The following is a 13,497-nucleotide window of genomic DNA, read 5'->3' on the forward strand; positions in this document are numbered from 1 at the left end:
ACAAGGATAATGAAGGGGTTGTAGAGCATTCTACAACCTCTTTTTGTTTATTGATGCGCAAGAAAACTAAAATCCTATACATTTGAATGAATTAATTGTTAATTTTGTAGCATGGACGACCCCGGGCAGATATCGGAATATGGTAAGATACTCTTAATGGCTATCATTGGTATCGTATTGGTTAGTGCCACCATGTTCCTTGCTCGAATCTTGTCTCCAAAAAATCCCAATCCTATTAAATTAAGTACTTATGAATGTGGGGAAGAAACCACAGGGACTTCTTGGGTACAATTTAATCCACGATTTTATGTGATTGCCTTAGTGTTTTTACTGTTTGATGTAGAGTTGATTTTTATATTTCCATGGGCTACGGTTTTTGGAAATGCTGAGATCAATGCGATAGATCCACGCTGGGGATGGTTTACCTTAATTGAAATGGCAATTTTTCTAGCTGTATTGATTGTAGGATTAATCTATGTCTGGCGGAGTGGTGATATCAGTTGGATCAAGCCAAAACATCAAAAGCCAGTGGTGATGGTTGGAATTCCGGCATCGGCTTATGATCAGTTGAATGCGAAAGAATATCAAATCAAGGATTTTAAGGAGCAAGAAATAGAAGAGGTTTTGGCCGAAAAGGCTGCTTCACCTGTGAAATTAGGATTTAAACCGAAATTTAAGAAACCAAGTTCAGAGTCATGAGTTTAGACCAGCAATTGCAACAAAATAATGGGGTTATCATCGCCAAGATGGATGATCTATTAAATTGGGCTAGGCTATCCTCGATGTGGCCTATAAGTTTTGGTATTGCATGTTGTGCCATCGAGATGATGGGTGCAATGGCAGCTACCTATGATTTAGACCGTTTAGGCGTTTTCCCTCGGCCTTCACCGCGACAATCAGATGTGATGATTATTGCCGGAACGGTGACTTTTAAAATGGCCGACCGCATTAAGAAATTATATGAACAAATGCCGGATCCGAAATATGTGATCTCCATGGGTTCATGTTCAAATTGTGGTGGACCGTATTGGCAACATGGCTATCATGTGGTAAAAGGTGTAGACAAGATTATTCCTGTGGATGTCTATGTTCAAGGTTGTCCACCAAGGCCGGAAGCTCTTATCGGAGCATTTTTAGAGTTACAAAAAATAATAGAACAACAGTCTTTATTGAAAGGGGATATTTTCCCGATGGAAGTAGAGCAATAAAATAATTATGGCAAAAGATTTTTATGGTGATTTACGCCTGGGAATTTTAGGCGGAGGCCAGTTAGGTCGAATGCTTATCCAAGAAGCAATTAACTTTAATGTGAATGTGCATGTGTTGGACCCAGATCCGAATGCACCCTGCAAGAAATTGTGTAATCAATTTGAAGTTGGTTCGCTAGCTGATTTTGATACCGTATATAATTTCGGTAAGGATTTGGATATGCTGACCATTGAGATTGAAAAAGTAAATGTAGATGCATTGGAAGCCTTGGAAAACGAAGGTGTATTGGTTTACCCGCAATCACGCGTTATCCGTTTGATTCAAGATAAAGGATTGCAAAAGCAGTTTTTTAAACAAAACGATATTCCTACTTCGGCATTCCAGTTTGTTTCCAATAAGGAAGGATTGGCAAATTGCCAAATCCCATTGCCTTATATCCAAAAACTTCGTAAGGATGGTTATGATGGTAAAGGGGTGAAGCGAATTAATTCTCCGGCTGATTTTGAAAATGCCTTTGAAGGTCCATGTATAGTGGAGGAATTGGTGCCCTTTGAAAAGGAAATTGCCGTTATGGTGGCTCGTAATGATAAAGGCGAGATGATGACTTTCCCAATGGTGGAAATGGAATTCAATCCACAAGCGAACCTTGTAGAATTCTTGATTTCTCCTTCGACCTATTCTTTCGATATTCAAATGAAGGCAGAGAGTATTGCTATGAAGATTGCTAATGACCTACAGATTGTTGGAGTTTTAGCAGTAGAAATGTTCTTGACAGCAGAAGGAGATATTTTAGTGAATGAACTGGCTCCAAGACCTCATAATTCAGGTCATCAAACCATTGAAGGTAATTATACTTCTCAATTTGGCCAACATTTAAGAGCGATCTTTAATTTGCCATTAGGCAATACAGCATCTCGTGCAAATGCCATTATGGTGAATTTATTGGGTGAAGCAGGTTATGAAGGATTGGCAAAATATGAAGGCATTGAGGAAGCATTGGGGATAGAGGGAGTATATGTACATTTGTATGGTAAAAAATATACTAAGCCATTCCGTAAGATGGGGCATGTTACCATTGTAAATCAAGATCGTGCGATTGCCATTGAGAATGCACGTAAGATACAGGAATTGATTCGAGTAATAGCTTAATTTTATATTGATAATCATGGAAAACGCAAAAGTAGCAATCATCATGGGGAGCAAGTCTGACTTGCCAATTATGCAGGATGCCATTGAAGTTTTAAAATATTTAGGAGTTTCTTATGAGGTGAGTGTTGTTTCGGCACATCGTACGCCCAAGCGTATGTTTGATTTTGCGGAGCAAGCAGCAGGTCGCGGCTTAAAGGTTATTATTGCCGGAGCTGGTGGTGCTGCACATTTACCAGGTATGGTAGCTTCCATTACTCATCTTCCTGTAATCGGAGTTCCTGTAAAGTCTTCAAATTCCATTGATGGCTGGGATTCGGTATTATCTATTCTACAGATGCCAAACGGTATTCCAGTTGCAACAGTGGCTTTAAATGCAGCAAAAAATGCAGGTATTCTAGCCGCACAGATCTTAGCAACTAGTGATGATGCCTTAGCAGGTAGAATCTTAGAGTTTAAGAAAGAGTTGAAGGATAAAGTTGAAGAGAGTGCAGAGGAAGTAGAGAGATTAGTTTTCTAGACTTTCAAAAGGCATAAAAAGGCGGAAAAGTTAATCTTTTCCGCCTTTTTTCATTATTTAAAAGTTTTTTGAACGTAGTCATAACTTTTCTTGATACTCGCGTATTTATCAGGCGAATAGATATCATCTTGTTCTACGAAGGCATATTTTAAGCCGCTTTCATTTGCAAAATGCGAGATAGCAGTAAAATCAATACTTCCAGAACCGACCTCAGCATATTTAATGCTCTTCATGGTTTCCATTAGATCCAATGTATCTCTTTTACCTGTTTTAGGATCAATTTTATTGATGTCCAATGGCGTTGAGAATGCTCGGTCCATATCTTTGACATGCCATAGCGGGAAACGACCCGGGTGTTTCGAGAAATAGGATTGCGGACTGGCACCAGCTTTGGTAATCCAGAACATATCCAATTCAAAGACCACCAAATCTTTTTCAGTGAAGGCTAACAGGACATCGAGTCCATTTGTACCATTTCCGAATTCTTTAAATTCCCAGAAATGGTTATGATAGCCCATCTTGATACCTGCCTTTTTGGACATTTCACCAGCTTTATTAAGCTGTTCAGCCATGTATTGGTAATCAGTTTGGTCAAGTTTGTTCAATTTGTGCATTGGAGGAACAGGAGCAATAATATATTCCTGACCGAGGTTATGCGCAATTTCGATGTATTTCTCAATGTTTTCTTTATCCGAACTATCTTTATCCAAATACTTACCCAAATCATAGTGTCCACTATGGGTTTTCAGGTTATTATCATTCAAGATTTTCTTAAGTTCATCGACAGAGATGCCCCAGAAAGTACCATTATTTGGATCAGCACCATAGGTTTCTACGTGTGTATAGCCGATTTTGCCAACTGATTTTAATACTTCTTGAGGGTTTTGTGCGAGAAGATCTCGAAGAGTGAATAACTGTAAACCAATGTTTTTAAGAGGAGAGCCTGATTTTTTGTTCAAGCTGTCACAAGAAATCAAGTGAGGAGCAACAAGACCGCCAACTAATCCCATGCTCGCAAGCTTGAGGAAATTTCTTCTTGATTGTGTCATGCAGAATGTTTTTATTAATTGAATATAGGTAAATTTTTAATAAAAAAAGGATTCTTAATTTAAGAATCCTTTCATAATAATTTTTAAAAGATTGCCTTAGATGGTCATGATATCTTTTTCTTTGATTTCAGCTAGCTGATCAACTTTAGCGATAAAAGTATCGGTTAATTTTTGAACCTCTGCTTCACCCACTTTGATTTCATCTTCTGAGGCACCGTCGTTTTTCAATTTCTTGATTTGTTCATTTCCATCTTTACGGATGTTACGGATTGCCACACGACCTTTCTCAGTTTCTTCTTTTACTTTTTTCACTAAATCACGACGACGTTCTTCAGTAAGCGGTGGAACAGCTAAGCGGATGATTGAACCGTCATTTTGAGGGTTCAAACCGATATTAGAGTCCATGATAGCCTTTTCAATTGTTGAAAGAAGGTTTTTTTCCCATGGTTGTACAACGATGGTTCTTGCGTCTGGTGTGTTTATGTTGCTGACTTGCGATAGAGGCGTTGCAGTGCCATAATAATCAACATAAATTCCATCAAGCATACCAGGACTAGCTTTACCTGCGCGAATCTTGGTTAATTCAGATTCTGTATGAGCTACAGCTTTCGTCATACCGTCTTTGCAGTCGTCCAGTTGAAGTGAAATTAATTCGTTCATATCTTGATTTATTATTTGCTTTTAATTAATTACTAACCACAGTTCCTACATGTTCACCATTGGCTAACTTCAATAAGTTGCCGGGTTTGTTCATGTCGAAAACAATAATAGGTAGGTTGTTTTCTTGACAAAGCGTAAATGCGGTCATATCCATTACATTCAGTCCTTTTTCATATACATCAGTAAAGGAGATATGGTCGAATTTCTTTGCCGAAGGATCCTTCTCCGGATCTGCAGTATAGATACCATCTACACGAGTACCTTTTAATACCGCATCTGCATTAATTTCAATGGCCCGTAAGGACGCCGCAGTATCGGTTGTGAAGTAAGGGTTACCTGTACCAGCACCGAAGATCACGATACGGCCTTTTTCTAAGTGACGTACAGCACGTCTGCGGATAAATGGTTCACAAATTTGTTCCATTTTGATCGCTGTCAATAGACGAGTTTTCATGCCAACCTTCTCTAAGGCATCTTGTAATGCCATGGAGTTGATTACGGTGGCCAACATTCCCATGTAATCCGCTTGAACACGGTCCATTCCTGCTTTTTCAGCACTTAACCCACGGTAAATGTTACCTCCACCAATGACGATGGCGATTTCCATGCCTAAGCTATGAAGTTCCTGAATGTCTTTTGCGTATTGTTGAACACGATTAATGTCGATACCGTAGCTTTGCTCGCCCATTAAAGCTTCGCCACTAAGTTTAAGTAGGATGCGTTTGTATTTCATATTTGACTTTTTGGAGTAGTTCCAAAAGCCAAAGATATGACTTTTTGCTTGCGATTAATTAGATTTATTTCCTTTTTTTACCTTTTCGATAACCTCGGAATAAAAATCCTCATAAATTGGCACTATTTTACTTAATTCAAAGTCCTTCGCTCTTTGTAATGCATTCTCCTTAAATTCATTCAATCGTTGACAATCCTCCAAAATATAAATGGAGTTCTTCGCCATATCATCTATATCCCCAACATCGCTTAAGAAACCGCTAAATCCTTCTTTATTCAACTCTGGAAGTCCGCCCGTATTGGATGAAACAACAGGCACTTTACATGCCATGGCCTCCAAGGCTGCAAGCCCAAAACTCTCTGATCCCGATGGCATCAAGAATAAATCAGCAATTGATAAGATTTCCTCAATGGCATCCTGCTTTCCTAAGAAACGGATACAATCCATAATGCCTAATTCCCTGGCTAGTTCTTCGGCATTTCTACGTTCAGGACCATCTCCCACCATCAACAACTTGCTTGGGACCTGCTGTGTAACTTTATGGAATATGCGAACCACATCTTCAACGCGTTTTACCTTCCTGAAGTTGGAGGTATGAACGATGATTCTTTCTTGATTAGGAGCAATTGCTTTTTTGAAATGCTCATGATTCTTATTGTGGAATCGTTGTAAGTCGATAAAGTTGGGAATGACCTTAATACCATTGCTGATATCAAAGTATGCAAGGGTTTGTTCTTTCAAGTTTTCTGATACCGTCGTAACGCCATCGGATTTGTTGATGGAAAATGTTACCACTGGACTAAAACTTTTATCCTTTCCAACAAGAGTGATATCAGTACCATGCAGCGTAGTTACCACTGGAATATTGATTCCATATGTTTCCAGAATTTGTTTTGCCAAGAATGCTACCGATGCATGCGGAATAGCATAATGCACATGCAATAAATCCAAACCCTCAAAACGTACGACATCCACCAGTTTACTTGCCAATGCAGTTTCATATGGTGGAAAATCAAATAAGGGATATTGATTAATGGCTACTTCATGGTAAAATAAATTCTCTGAGAAGAAGTCAAGTCTAGCCGGTTGGCTGTAAGTAATAAAGTGAACCTGATGTCCATTATTTGCCAATGCTTTTCCTAGCTCTGTCGCGACAACACCACTTCCTCCAAAAGTTGGATAACATACTATTCCTATCTTCATATTTCTAGTTTCGTTTATTAAAGATAATAATGAATGTAGATACTCATGCAAAATTTTTAGCGGAATGGGAAAAATTGTAATTTTATTACAAATGCATGTAAATAAAGAACAGTTGATACAGGAATTGAGTTTCAAAACTTCTCGTTCCGGAGGTAAGGGTGGACAGAATGTCAACAAGGTTTCCTCAAAAGTTATGTTGAATTGGAATGTGGATGAATCTTCGGTATTTAATGAGGATCAAAAACTGCTTATTAAGGAACGCTTGGCCAATAGAATCTCCAAGGAAGGGCTGTTGCAATTGGACTCTAGTATTGATCGCAGTCAGTTGAAAAATAAAGAATTGGTGATCGAGCGTTTCTTTAGTATCCTGGAAAATGCACTTAAAATAGATGCTGAACGAAAACCTACGAAAATCCCCAAATCAGTAATTCTCAATAGATTGGACCGAAAGAAAAAGCAATCCTCCAAGAAGTCTGATCGTCAATGGAGGTTTGAAGAATAAATATGGTGCATGCAATGCGCCCCTACACATAGTCTTTTATAAAAAAAATCAAATTAATCCTTCTGATAATCAATAAGTAACGATTTTATTTTCGCTTATAACTAATATTTTAGTTGTATAACTAAAATATTAGTTATAAATTCGTTTTATAATCGATTATAGGCAATATTGTCTTTTTTTTAAACTATTACAGAATAATGAACGAGTTAAAAGAATTAACAAAGGCTGAGGAGCAGATCATGCACAGTTTATGGGAATTGGGGGGTGGATTTGTCAAGGATATCATTGAGGTGCTACCAGAACCGAAGCCGGCTTATAATACAGTATCTACCATCGTAAGGATTCTCGAGACCAAGGGTTTTGTGGATCATGAGTCTTTTGGGAAGAGCCATCGCTATTTTCCAAAGATTGAAAAAGAAGAGTATAAGAAATTAATAACAGGAAAACTCTTACAAGGGTATTTTGAAAATTCTGCGAGCTCCATGCTTTCTTTTTTTCTAGAAGAAAAGAAGTTGGACGTGCAGGATTTGGATGAAATCATGAAACTTATTGAGAAGCATAAGAAATAAAATCGAGTATGACTTATCTATTGATATCTAACCTGGCCTTGTTGCTATTCTTTTTAATCTATCGATATGGATTAAGGAAGTTTACTTTCTTTAGTTTGAATCGCTGGTATTTATTGAGTAGCGTTTTGATAGCCTATTTATTTCCGCTGTTGTTGTTTGTAGAATTTCAGGTTCCTGAGGTCGTTCAGGTTACACTACCTCTGCTTGATTTAACAAATAAGGAAATATCCGGCACAGTTGAATCTCCCGAAATATATGGAAGCAACACGAATTGGATGGAAGTCATTTATTGGCTTGGAGTAGGGGTTGCGCTTGCTTGGTTTGGTTTTAGATTATTAAAGATCACCAGCAGAAAATATTCGAAGCAAGAACAGGGGAATTATTCCTTTTTAGGAAAAATTCATCTGGATGTCAAGAGAGAAGATTCGTCGCTTATCCAAGCGCATGAAGAAATTCATGTGAAACAAAGGCACAGTTATGACCTTATTTTCATCGAATTATTTCGAGCATTCAATTGGTTCAATCCAGTTTTTATATGGATTCGAGATGAACTTAAATTCCAACATGAATGTATAGTTGATGCTCATTTTGATGATAATAAGGTTGCCTACGCGGAACTATTATTGGCTTATGCCATGAATGTACATCCATCAAGACTAAGTCATGAGTTTTCCAATAAATCATTACTTAAAGAAAGAATTAAAATGATATTCAAACATAGATCAAATTCAAAAAACAAGGTATTTTATTTAAGTATTTTACCCTTGGCTATACTGCTTGTTGGGTTAATCGTGAATTGTAAATCTCCGGAAAAAGAAAAAGCTGCTTCGGATAATATGGTTAGTGAGAGTACAAGTCCTCAGGACTCTGCAGATGCTAATCAGGCTGCTTCAGCAGAAAATGATAAGCAAATATCGAAGGAGGATATTCCAGTTCCTGTAGTCACAGATCCAAATAATATAGTCTATGACTTTGATAAAATAGAAGTTTATCCAGCTTATCCTGGAGGAATAGAGAAATTTCGCAGGGAGGTTGCAGAAAATTTAGTTTACCCGAAGGAAGCACTTGATGCAGAAGTTGTTGGAAAAATTGAACTTTCCTTTGTAATAGATAAACAAGGTAATTTGACTGATATTCAAGTGGTCAAAGATTTAGGCTATGGAATCGGCGAAGCGGCAATCAAATCATTAAAGAGTACAAAAAAATGGTCGGCTGGAATAATTAATGGCAAAACGGTAAATGCTAGGTACACACTTCCAATCCGAATGGACCTAAGAAATCAATAAATCCACTAATTTATTATGTACATGTTAATAAAAGCTTTCATCAAGTTTTTACTGGGGATATTATTGCTCATGTTTTTTTCCTGTAAAACACAGGAATTTGCGAAGAACGGCTATTTCACAGGTGAAGTTGATAAGTATTTCAATGAAAAAGAAGGGCTGAATGTTTGGCTTTACCGATCATTTCAACCTAGAGATACTGGCAATACTGGGTTAAGAATCCAAAAACTGTATCCTTTGGATCAAAGTATGATGAAATTGGCAGGTTTAGGGAAAAAAGGAGATAAGGTTCTGTTTTCTGTTGTTCCTGAGAATAAGCCAACCTATAATTTGTTAGCCGTAAAACATAAACGAAAGAGGTTTGATGTAGAAGATTTTGAAAAAAAGGAATATAAAAAAGCTCCTTACTACGAAAAAGACTATTCTTCATCAGGATTGATTGTAAAGCATGTTTATATTCCTTATGATCATCACAAAGGCTTGAGTCTATTGTTTTATGCATTAGAAATAGAAGGAAATTTAAGAAATAATCCTTTGGATAGGTTCAATTATTTGGCTGGAATCAATGCATTGGAGGTTCTAGAATCAAAGTCCTATAATCCTTCTTGGCAAATTTTTGATTGTGATGAGCATGAAAGAAAGGATTGGGTACTAAAACCGAATCCTGATTTGCTGAAGGATCGGAAGAGCATGTACCTGAAATTATATGATATCTATGGTCCCAATAAAACCATTTCTTATTTTAAAATTATTAAGAAGGATGATGTTGGTCCAATTTCCTTAAAGTTATGTCCAAATGATTATGAGCTGGAATATTATGATGAAGCTGGAAGTTTATTAGAAAAGGACAATTTTAAGATTGAGAAAAATAGTCTTTAAGATTTCTCAATTGAACATAAAAAAGCCATTCGGAATACGAATGGCTTTTTTATTTCTATTATGAGATTACCTTTAGGAAAGGAAAAGTTTTTCTAATTCCAAGGGTGCAACATATTGGCCATCTTTGTACACGCGCATATTACCGCCAGATATTTCATCAATTAAAATAATCTGATTATTTGTTTTGTCGTGTCCGAATTCTAATTTGATATCGTATAATTCAAGTCCTTTTTTGGCAAGTTCATCTTTGACAATTCCACAGATCTTTTTAGTCAAATCCTTAAGTTCTTGATATTGTTCATGGCTCAATAAGCCCAACATCGCTAAAGCATCTTCAGAAATAACAGGGTCTCCGCGTTCATCATCCTTAATGGTTACTTCCACAAAGCTATCCAAGGCTTGGCCTTCTTGACAATAAGCAGCATATCTTCTTAAAAATGATCCTACAGCTCTGTAACGACAAATAACCTCAAGACCTTTTCCAAATACTTTGGCGTCTTTAACGATCATCTGTACTTTATCAATATCTGAAGAAATAAAGTGAGTAGGAATTCCCAATTTATTTAATACTTCAAAGAAGTAAGTGGTCATTTTTAAGCCAGACCTTCCAGCACCTTCAATTGTTAATCCGACCGTGTTTGCTCCAGGGTCAAACACCCCGTTTTCACCAGTAACATCATCTTTGAACTGAAGTAATATTTGATTATCTCCAAGACTATATACGTCTTTGGTTTTTCCTTGATAGATTTTTTCCATGATGGTTTCTGTTAATTGAGGCGAATTTATCAAAAAAATGAGTTTATTGCCTAAATTATCCGAAAAAACTACGCTATTTGTCTAATTTTAGCGTTCGCAGCTCTCGTTGTAATTCCTCAATTTTATCAATTAAGTGATTTACCACTTCAATTCCCTGAATATTTAATTCAAGTTCGTAATGCCATGTTGAAAAACGTTCTACATAAACCACCTGCTCCTCTTCCAAATATTCCTGTTCCTCTTGCACAATGATTTCAATCAGTCCGTTTTTATGTAGTTCTTGTACAAATGTCCGTTCAATATTATTGGTCTTGCAGATGTCGATTACTCTAAATAATGTCTTTTCCATCTCTTATTTCTTTAATGAATCCGCTAATTGTTTTACTATTTTCTTTTGATCTTCGTTCAGATTGGTCGGAAGACTGACATGGATTTCAGCATATAAATCACCGAAATCACCCTCTTTCTTATACACTGGGAATCCCTTTCCTTTCAGCCTTATCTTGGCTCCATTTTGGGTTTCCGGTTTTATCTTCACGTTGATTTTTCCTGTTAATGTATCGACAATGGTTTCACCACCCAATAGGGCCGTTGGCAGGTCAACTTCAATATTGGTGTAAAGGTCATTGCCCTTGCGCACAAACTTGGAATCCGGGCGAATGGAGAAAGTAATATATAGATCTCCTTTAGGCCCGCCATTGACTCCATCAGCACCTTGACCTTTTAATTTGATTTTTTGACCATCTTCAACCCCTGCAGGAATTGTTATCCGGATATTTTTACCATTGACGGTAAAGGTTTGTTTATGGGTTTGAGAGGCTTGCAGCAAGGTTAAGTCCAGGGTCGTTTCATAGTCCTGACCACGGTAGCTGCCGCGTTTTCCGGAGCTTCTTCCTCCACCGAACCTAGATCCAAACAGGTCTTCGAAGAAATCAGAGTATTCTCCAGTATCGTAATTACCATTATAATTGTTGAAGTCAAAGCCTTCAAAAGGATTTTGACCGCCGCCAGCAGATCTTCCGCGAGCACCTTGAGAACGAGCATATTCCTGTTGCGCCTTTTCGTATTCCTCACCATGCTTCCAGTTTTCACCATATTGGTCGTATTTCTTTCTTTTCTCTGGATCGGTCAATACCTCATTGGCCTCATTTATTTCTTGAAATTTCTTCTTTGCACTTTCATCGTTGGGATTTAAATCAGGATGATACTTCCGGGCAAGCTTCCGGTAAGCCTTTTTGATGTCATCTTGACTTGCGGATTTATCCAATCCTAACACATTGTAATAGTCTAAAAACGCCATATATAATATTGATTTAAAAAAAGAACAAGTTGCCTTAGGTTTTGTTTATTAATAGCTTCTCTCAAATTTACAATGTATAACTGTAAAAGTAAAGGATGAAAAGGTAAACAAATTGGTTTATGAAGTGTTAGTTCTAAAAAGGAATAATTATGAATACCAATAGACTATCAAAAGCGATGGAAACATCGTTGATTAAACAAATGACAAAAGAAAATCAGGCATCCCAGATTTATCTATCATTGGGATGTTGGGCAGATACCAAAGGTTATGGTGGAGTGGCAAATTTCTTGTTTCGTCATGCGCAAGAAGAAAGAAACCACATGATCAAGATTATGATGTATATCTTAGAAAGAGGAGGGACGCCGAAAGTGGAGGCCGTGACGGAACATAAGAAACTTCCTAAATCGATGTCAGAATGCTTTGATATGGTCTTCCAACATGAAGTAGATAACACGAATGCAATTTACGGATTGGTGAATCAGTCGATGGAGGAGAAAGATTGGGCGACATGGAATTTCGCGCAATGGTTTGTTAAAGAACAAACCGAGGAAGAGAAATTAGCACTTTCATTGATCGATAAGTTGAAAATTGCCGGTGGTGACCGCGCAACAGATGAGTCCTTATTTGAATTGGATAAATATTTGGGAAATGCTCCTGATGATGTGCCTTTGGCAAGAGAATCTACAGCAGATAATCCGGAATAGACATACTTTTATCTAAAATATAAATGGCTCCCAAAGCCAGAACTTGAAAAACTGAAAAGGGCAGAATTAATATTCTGCCCTTTGTTATTCATAAACTCTTATTGTTCTTTCTCGGACTCAAGGTCTTTCTTTGCAATAATTTCTTGCTGCTGGTTTAATTTAGAACTATCCTCCACTTTATTGTCAATCCAAGTATAAAGGAGAGGCATCAGTGAAATCAGAACAGCACTGATAAATTTAAATATGATTTTGAAAATCATGATTCTCCTTTCTTATTTTGGTTTATGAGCGTTGTAATAATCTAAATTTCCTGAAAGATTCAAATAATCAACGCGCTTGTCATCGGGATATTTGCCAATTATTATATGGCTGAGCCCTTGTAGATCGGCGTTTAAACTGTCGATATGACTGCTGTTTTCAATTGTTAAAAGGCCATTATTAATATTTGCACTTAACTTTTTGAATTTTAAGTTATCTATTCTCAATTTTGATTTATCAGAGATGGATAATGTAAAAGGATGGTTGAAGTTCTGGAAATCTCTGGAAAAGTTATATATAAAAATATCAGAGTTGTTTCGAATAGCAATATTATTGATTCCAAAAGTACTGCTGTCACCAGGGTTCAATGCAATTCTTGGATTCATATTTTCAAAAATCAAATTATAAGATTCCATAGGATTCAAATCTAGCTTTATCGCCATGTAGCCATTTTTATCCATTTCGACTTCTATGGTATCCCCAATTTTTTTATACTTAAAGCTGGTCGTTTGATTGTTTTCAAGGAAGGTGATTTTTGCGGTATCATTGTAATCAACCATAATAGAGCCACCTTTTGATTCGCCCTTAAGTTTAATATTCTTAATGTCTTTTAAAGAAGGGGTTTCTATTTTATCAGTATGGTCAAATGTTTTTACGATTGCAGAAACAAAATCTTTTGGTTTATTAGATATAGGATCTGCGTAAATATAGCCTTGCAAAGGTTTA

The 13,497-nt window shown here is 37.0% G+C and carries 18 protein-coding genes; 9 read left to right on the forward strand and 9 right to left on the reverse strand.

Annotated elements, in window-relative coordinates; translation table 11 throughout:
- Positions 1 to 111 precede the first annotated feature (111 nt).
- From ACF3OC_RS02695 to purE, 4 genes are read left to right on the forward strand one after another with little or no spacing between them, the layout of a single operon-like run.
- A complete protein-coding gene (locus ACF3OC_RS02695) occupies positions 112 to 699 on the forward strand; it encodes an NADH-quinone oxidoreductase subunit A (RefSeq protein ID WP_094280215.1) in 588 nt (195 codons plus the stop codon).
- On the forward strand, positions 696 to 1,208 hold the full coding sequence (locus ACF3OC_RS02700) for an NADH-quinone oxidoreductase subunit B (protein WP_094255456.1): 513 nt from the start codon (positions 696 to 698) through the stop codon (positions 1,206 to 1,208). The genes ACF3OC_RS02695 and ACF3OC_RS02700 overlap by 4 nt, the downstream gene beginning before the upstream one ends.
- Before the next feature lie 7 nt (positions 1,209 to 1,215).
- Positions 1,216 to 2,358 (forward strand): 5-(carboxyamino)imidazole ribonucleotide synthase, encoded by a 1,143-nt coding sequence (locus tag ACF3OC_RS02705; RefSeq protein ID WP_094280214.1) that lies wholly within the window; start codon positions 1,216 to 1,218, stop codon positions 2,356 to 2,358.
- A gap of 16 nt (positions 2,359 to 2,374) precedes the next feature.
- Positions 2,375 to 2,875, forward strand: a complete 501-nt coding sequence (gene purE / locus ACF3OC_RS02710; protein WP_094255454.1) for a 5-(carboxyamino)imidazole ribonucleotide mutase — start codon at positions 2,375 to 2,377, stop codon at positions 2,873 to 2,875.
- 53 nt (positions 2,876 to 2,928) lie between these two features.
- On the opposite strand, the gene ACF3OC_RS02715 is transcribed toward purE, so the two are convergent.
- The 4 genes from ACF3OC_RS02715 to bshA all read right to left on the reverse strand — a co-directional run bounded on the left by ACF3OC_RS02715 (position 2,929) and on the right by bshA (position 6,520).
- A complete protein-coding gene (locus ACF3OC_RS02715; RefSeq protein WP_094280213.1) occupies positions 2,929 to 3,924 on the reverse strand; it encodes a sugar phosphate isomerase/epimerase in 996 nt (331 codons plus the stop codon).
- A 96-nt stretch (positions 3,925 to 4,020) separates the two neighbouring features.
- Complete coding sequence (gene frr, locus ACF3OC_RS02720; protein ID WP_094255452.1) at positions 4,021 to 4,584, reverse strand: ribosome recycling factor; 564 nt, start codon at positions 4,582 to 4,584, stop codon at positions 4,021 to 4,023.
- A 25-nt stretch (positions 4,585 to 4,609) separates the two neighbouring features.
- On the reverse strand, positions 4,610 to 5,317 hold the full coding sequence (gene pyrH, locus ACF3OC_RS02725; RefSeq protein WP_094255451.1) for a UMP kinase: 708 nt from the start codon (positions 5,315 to 5,317) through the stop codon (positions 4,610 to 4,612).
- A 54-nt stretch (positions 5,318 to 5,371) separates the two neighbouring features.
- Entirely contained in the window at positions 5,372 to 6,520 is a 1,149-nt protein-coding gene (bshA, locus tag ACF3OC_RS02730; RefSeq protein ID WP_094255450.1) for an N-acetyl-alpha-D-glucosaminyl L-malate synthase BshA, read from the reverse strand.
- A 64-nt stretch (positions 6,521 to 6,584) separates the two neighbouring features.
- Between bshA and arfB the strand changes: the two genes are divergently transcribed.
- From arfB to ACF3OC_RS02750, 4 genes are all read left to right on the forward strand, one after another.
- On the forward strand, positions 6,585 to 7,022 hold the full coding sequence (gene arfB, locus ACF3OC_RS02735) for an alternative ribosome rescue aminoacyl-tRNA hydrolase ArfB (RefSeq protein WP_256962488.1): 438 nt from the start codon (positions 6,585 to 6,587) through the stop codon (positions 7,020 to 7,022).
- A gap of 197 nt (positions 7,023 to 7,219) precedes the next feature.
- A complete protein-coding gene (locus ACF3OC_RS02740) occupies positions 7,220 to 7,591 on the forward strand; it encodes a BlaI/MecI/CopY family transcriptional regulator (RefSeq protein WP_094255449.1) in 372 nt (123 codons plus the stop codon).
- An 8-nt stretch (positions 7,592 to 7,599) separates the two neighbouring features.
- Complete coding sequence (locus ACF3OC_RS02745; RefSeq protein ID WP_392470835.1) at positions 7,600 to 8,877, forward strand: energy transducer TonB; 1,278 nt, start codon at positions 7,600 to 7,602, stop codon at positions 8,875 to 8,877.
- A 21-nt stretch (positions 8,878 to 8,898) separates the two neighbouring features.
- A complete protein-coding gene (locus tag ACF3OC_RS02750) occupies positions 8,899 to 9,753 on the forward strand; it encodes a hypothetical protein (protein ID WP_144043677.1) in 855 nt (284 codons plus the stop codon).
- A 72-nt stretch (positions 9,754 to 9,825) separates the two neighbouring features.
- Here ACF3OC_RS02750 and ACF3OC_RS02755 read toward each other — a convergent pair whose 3' ends face one another.
- The 3 genes from ACF3OC_RS02755 to ACF3OC_RS02765 all read right to left on the reverse strand — a co-directional run bounded on the left by ACF3OC_RS02755 (position 9,826) and on the right by ACF3OC_RS02765 (position 11,809).
- Positions 9,826 to 10,509 carry a phosphoribosylaminoimidazolesuccinocarboxamide synthase gene (locus ACF3OC_RS02755; RefSeq protein ID WP_094255446.1) on the reverse strand — a complete coding sequence of 228 codons (684 nt, stop codon included), beginning with the start codon at positions 10,507 to 10,509 and terminating at the stop codon, positions 9,826 to 9,828.
- A 73-nt stretch (positions 10,510 to 10,582) separates the two neighbouring features.
- Positions 10,583 to 10,858 (reverse strand): chaperone modulator CbpM, encoded by a 276-nt coding sequence (locus ACF3OC_RS02760; protein ID WP_094255445.1) that lies wholly within the window; start codon positions 10,856 to 10,858, stop codon positions 10,583 to 10,585.
- 3 nt (positions 10,859 to 10,861) lie between these two features.
- Positions 10,862 to 11,809, reverse strand: coding sequence for a DnaJ C-terminal domain-containing protein (locus tag ACF3OC_RS02765; protein ID WP_094280210.1), 948 nt, complete (start codon positions 11,807 to 11,809; stop codon positions 10,862 to 10,864).
- Positions 11,810 to 11,958: 149 nt separating this feature from the next.
- On the opposite strand from ACF3OC_RS02765, the gene ACF3OC_RS02770 reads away from it, so the two are divergent.
- Positions 11,959 to 12,513 (forward strand): ferritin, encoded by a 555-nt coding sequence (locus ACF3OC_RS02770; protein ID WP_094280209.1) that lies wholly within the window; start codon positions 11,959 to 11,961, stop codon positions 12,511 to 12,513.
- A 98-nt stretch (positions 12,514 to 12,611) separates the two neighbouring features.
- On the opposite strand, the gene ACF3OC_RS02775 is transcribed toward ACF3OC_RS02770, so the two are convergent.
- Both ACF3OC_RS02775 and ACF3OC_RS02780 read right to left on the reverse strand, forming a co-directional pair.
- A complete protein-coding gene (locus ACF3OC_RS02775) occupies positions 12,612 to 12,773 on the reverse strand; it encodes a hypothetical protein (RefSeq protein WP_179221427.1) in 162 nt (53 codons plus the stop codon).
- Positions 12,774 to 12,785: 12 nt separating this feature from the next.
- A complete protein-coding gene (locus ACF3OC_RS02780; RefSeq protein WP_392470839.1) occupies positions 12,786 to 13,490 on the reverse strand; it encodes a hypothetical protein in 705 nt (234 codons plus the stop codon).
- Between the last annotated feature and the right edge of the window lie 7 nt (positions 13,491 to 13,497).

The sequence above is a fragment of the Sphingobacterium cellulitidis genome, from assembly GCF_043187465.1.
Classification (GTDB): Bacteria; Bacteroidota; Bacteroidia; order Sphingobacteriales; family Sphingobacteriaceae; genus Sphingobacterium; species Sphingobacterium cellulitidis.

Bases quoted from the DNA above. Each gene is read 5' to 3' on its own strand.
- ACF3OC_RS02695 (WP_094280215.1), top strand. From the start codon at position 112: ATGGACGACCCCGGGCAGATATCGGAATATGGTAAGATACTCTTAATG.
- ACF3OC_RS02700 (WP_094255456.1), top strand. From the start codon at position 696: ATGAGTTTAGACCAGCAATTGCAACAAAATAATGGGGTTATCATCGCC.
- ACF3OC_RS02705 (WP_094280214.1), top strand. From the start codon at position 1,216: ATGGCAAAAGATTTTTATGGTGATTTACGCCTGGGAATTTTAGGCGGA.
- purE (WP_094255454.1), top strand. From the start codon at position 2,375: ATGGAAAACGCAAAAGTAGCAATCATCATGGGGAGCAAGTCTGACTTG.
- ACF3OC_RS02715 (WP_094280213.1), bottom strand. From the start codon at position 3,924: ATGACACAATCAAGAAGAAATTTCCTCAAGCTTGCGAGCATGGGATTA.
- frr (WP_094255452.1), bottom strand. From the start codon at position 4,584: ATGAACGAATTAATTTCACTTCAACTGGACGACTGCAAAGACGGTATG.
- pyrH (WP_094255451.1), bottom strand. From the start codon at position 5,317: ATGAAATACAAACGCATCCTACTTAAACTTAGTGGCGAAGCTTTAATG.
- bshA (WP_094255450.1), bottom strand. From the start codon at position 6,520: ATGAAGATAGGAATAGTATGTTATCCAACTTTTGGAGGAAGTGGTGTT.
- arfB (WP_256962488.1), top strand. From the start codon at position 6,585: ATGGGAAAAATTGTAATTTTATTACAAATGCATGTAAATAAAGAACAG.
- ACF3OC_RS02740 (WP_094255449.1), top strand. From the start codon at position 7,220: ATGAACGAGTTAAAAGAATTAACAAAGGCTGAGGAGCAGATCATGCAC.
- ACF3OC_RS02745 (WP_392470835.1), top strand. From the start codon at position 7,600: ATGACTTATCTATTGATATCTAACCTGGCCTTGTTGCTATTCTTTTTA.
- ACF3OC_RS02750 (WP_144043677.1), top strand. From the start codon at position 8,899: ATGTTAATAAAAGCTTTCATCAAGTTTTTACTGGGGATATTATTGCTC.
- ACF3OC_RS02755 (WP_094255446.1), bottom strand. From the start codon at position 10,509: ATGGAAAAAATCTATCAAGGAAAAACCAAAGACGTATATAGTCTTGGA.
- ACF3OC_RS02760 (WP_094255445.1), bottom strand. From the start codon at position 10,858: ATGGAAAAGACATTATTTAGAGTAATCGACATCTGCAAGACCAATAAT.
- ACF3OC_RS02765 (WP_094280210.1), bottom strand. From the start codon at position 11,809: ATGGCGTTTTTAGACTATTACAATGTGTTAGGATTGGATAAATCCGCA.
- ACF3OC_RS02770 (WP_094280209.1), top strand. From the start codon at position 11,959: ATGAATACCAATAGACTATCAAAAGCGATGGAAACATCGTTGATTAAA.
- ACF3OC_RS02775 (WP_179221427.1), bottom strand. From the start codon at position 12,773: ATGATTTTCAAAATCATATTTAAATTTATCAGTGCTGTTCTGATTTCA.